General features: G+C 48.9%; 4 protein-coding genes. All 4 read left to right on the top strand.

The genetic code is table 11. The annotated features are described in order from the left end of the window. Window positions 1–273: 273 nt before the first annotated feature. The gene (locus FBQ85_28750; protein MDL1879123.1) at window positions 274–1,095 is read left to right on the top strand and encodes a phosphatase PAP2 family protein; all 822 of its coding nucleotides are present in this window, start codon (window positions 274–276) and stop codon (window positions 1,093–1,095) included. Between the two features lie 144 nt (window positions 1,096–1,239). Further along, entirely contained in the window at window positions 1,240–1,737 is a 498-nt protein-coding gene (locus FBQ85_28745) for a MarR family transcriptional regulator (GenBank protein MDL1879122.1), read from the top strand. A gap of 83 nt (window positions 1,738–1,820) precedes the next feature. After that, window positions 1,821–2,432, top strand: a complete 612-nt coding sequence (locus FBQ85_28740) for a YceI family protein (GenBank protein MDL1879121.1) — start codon at window positions 1,821–1,823, stop codon at window positions 2,430–2,432. A 238-nt stretch (window positions 2,433–2,670) separates the two neighbouring features. Next, window positions 2,671–3,052: SDR family NAD(P)-dependent oxidoreductase (locus FBQ85_28735; protein ID MDL1879120.1), on the top strand; the 382-nt coding region annotated here is incomplete at its 3' end.

Here is a 3,052-nt window from a genome sequence, read left to right as displayed (position 1 = left end):
TTAAAACTTGCGCCATAGCCCCACCGCCCGCCCGCGGGCGGGCGGTGGGGCGAGCAGGAGCCATCAAAAATTTCAACTAAAAAAAGGATTGACTCATTGCAAGACGCATTTTTGCAAAAATGCGCAGACAACGTCACGCGACAGTTTCCGTTTCTATTCAGATACCGTGATGCAAAAACGACAAAATAGGTTTTGTACCATGTCTTGAATCTGTTATATTAAACGCTTCACGCTTTGCCTGTTGACAAATGACGCTTTGATTAGGAGCCTTTCATGCGAAATCATTCTAAAATGCTATTGCTGGGCCTGGTGTTGAGCATGACGATTCAACCAGGTGGATTGCACGCTCAATCTCTTTCGCAAAAATTTTTGAACGATGCTTCCGAGGTTTTTCGCGGTACGGGGCACGTGTTGACGAATCCCTTGCGCTGGCAAGGAAAGGATTGGGCCGTTTTAGGGTCGGTGGTGGGCGGTACGATTGCGGTCTTTTTTGCCGATGAGGAAGCCAATGGGTTTTTTCGCCGCAATCAAAGTGACACGGGTGATAAAATTTCCCGGTTCGGCGAAAAATACGGCGAGCCACTTACTGCGGTAATCGCCACGGGCGGGTTGTATGTCATTGGCATGGCGGTCGATAGCGACTGGCTTCGGGAAAGTTGTGTCATCCTTTCCGCCGGATTGCTGTCTTCTGGCATCGTGCAATATCCCACCAAAATCATGGTCGGGCGCGCGCGCCCGCATCTTGGGCTTGGCCATGACACGTTCGATCCTTTTCGCGTGGAAGAAGCTTATTATTCATTTTTTTCCGGACATACCATGGTTGCGAAGGTGATGTCGCATACGTTTGCAAGTCGTATTGACAATTTGCCCGGCAAAATTGTGCTGTATAGCATAGGCTCGGTTGCCGGCCTAGCGCGCATGTATGATGATTCGCATTGGCTTAGTGATGTTGTGTTGGGCGGTTTATTTGCGATTGTAAATGTCAATGCAGCGGCAAAGTCGCTGCAAAATAGCCGCCACGCCGGGCACTCCCGCGGCGTGCAGTGGCGCATCTCACCCTCAGCCTACGGGGTTCGGTTCGGCATTATGTGGTAAGCTGCCTCCTCTTTATCCAACCGCCAAGTTTTCCCTTTTCCCCCGTAAAAAAAATTGGAAAAATTTGAATTTCGGGGGAACTCTTTTAGAGTACAGATAGTTTATATTTTAAATATTTCAATTTGAAATATTAAATCACGAATTATGGCTAAACAATTGACAAATAAACCTTTACTGGACCGTGAGGCTTATGCAGCCTGCCAAAAACGGTCGCTCAAATTGTGGGTTGTGCTGGCCCGGTGTTATAATTCATTCATGCAAGCCGATGGGATGATGAGCACAGTCGGGGCCTTGACCCAGCCCCAGTTTGCGGTATTGGAAGTGCTGGCGCATCTTGGTCCGCTGAAAATGTGTGAAATCGCCGGCAAGCTGCTCATGAGCGGCGCCAATGTCACCGGCGTCGTGGATCGACTCGAAAAAAAAGGTTTGGTCAAGCGCGTCACCGAAGCCGAGGATCGCCGGATGTTTCATATTCATTTAACCGAAGCTGGCAGACGGTTGATTGCCGAGGTTTTCCCGGTGCATGCGAAGAAGATCGAAAAACTCACGAGCGCGTTGTCAGTGCATGAAAAACTCGAATTGACCAGGCTCTTGAAAAAATTAGGCAAATCAATTCAATTGCAGGACAGCATGAAAGCATGAACGGCGGCCTTAGTTGTTGCTGCTGATGTTTTTGTGAGTGTTTCAATAAATCAACTCATTCATTCTTTTATCATGGAGGAACTATGCGTTTCAAATCCACCGTTGTCGCGTTGTTCGTTTTGGGTCTGTTCGCGACTGGAATCTTTGCCGGTGAAAAATATGAAATTGACCGTTCGCATTCCAATGTCGGATTCACGGTCCGGCATATGATGATTTCCAAAGTGAACGGCGAATTCAAGGATTTTTCCGGCACGATTGTTTATGATGAGAAGGATATCACCAAATCCTCGGTAAATGTGACCATCAAGACCGCCAGCATCGACACGGAAAACGAAAGACGCGATACTCACTTGCGCAGCGATGATTTCTTCAACGCCGCGGTTGATTCGGTGATCACGTTTGTCAGCAAGAGAGTCGAAAAACAGGGCGACGGTTACGTTGCCATCGGCGATTTCACCCTGCGCGGTGTAACGAAAGAAATTGCGCTGCCGTTTACGATTCTCGGAACGCTCATAGAGCAGAACGGCAACAAACGCCTGGGCGTTGAGGCCAAGACCACGATTAATCGTTTTGATTATGGCGTGAAATGGGATCGTGCCTTTGAACCGGGCAATCTCGTCGTCGCCAATGAAGTCGCGATCAATTTGAACATCCAAGCGATTGCGAGAGCTCCGAAGCCCGCCGGCTCGAATTGAGGAATCGCCGAATTCAAACAATAGCAGGTTGGCGCAGGCAAAATCAAGAATTGTGCCTGCGCTAACCTGTTCTGTTCTAATGCAGCAGTGCGCAATGCCTGCTAACGTTTTTACATCGTGTTTGAGGCAAGTCTGAAGTGGAATGTATGTGGCGGGCAAAGTTTGCTTGCGAGAGATACTCGAATCTGAAACCATAACATGCGCAAAATCGTTTTGATTACCGGCGCAAATCGCGGCATTGGCTTGGAAGTGGCGCGGCAATTATCCCAAGAAGGTTTTTTTAACCGTTATCGCTGCACGCAGTCGCGCGGCTGGCGAGGATGCCACAAAAAGTTTACAAAGGAATGGTGCAGACGTTCACTTTATTGAATTGGATGTAGCGGATTTTGGCAGCGTGCAGAACGCAGCGCAAACTCTGGCACAGCAACTCGATCATCTCGATGTGTTGGTGAACAATGCCGCAATTTTAGGCGACGAAAATCTTTCCGTGCTTGAGACCGGCGCAGCGCTATTGCAAAATATGTTGACCACCAACACCATTGGCCCGTTGCTCGTGACGCAAGCCTTCTTGCCGTTGCTGAGTAAAAGCGGGGCTGGACGCATCATCAATGTTTCCAGCA

This window comes from Cytophagia bacterium CHB2 (genome assembly GCA_030263535.1).
In the GTDB taxonomy this organism is placed as follows: domain Bacteria; phylum Zhuqueibacterota; class Zhuqueibacteria; order Zhuqueibacterales; family Zhuqueibacteraceae; genus Coneutiohabitans.
The sequence above is the reverse complement of the archived record's forward strand: the minus strand, read 5'-3'. Positions and strand labels throughout refer to the sequence as shown.

Coding starts and splice junctions, on each gene's coding strand:
- FBQ85_28750 (MDL1879123.1), top strand. CDS start 274: ATGCGAAATCATTCTAAAATGCTATTGCTGGGCCTGGTGTTGAGCATG.
- FBQ85_28745 (MDL1879122.1), top strand. CDS start 1,240: ATGGCTAAACAATTGACAAATAAACCTTTACTGGACCGTGAGGCTTAT.
- FBQ85_28740 (MDL1879121.1), top strand. CDS start 1,821: ATGCGTTTCAAATCCACCGTTGTCGCGTTGTTCGTTTTGGGTCTGTTC.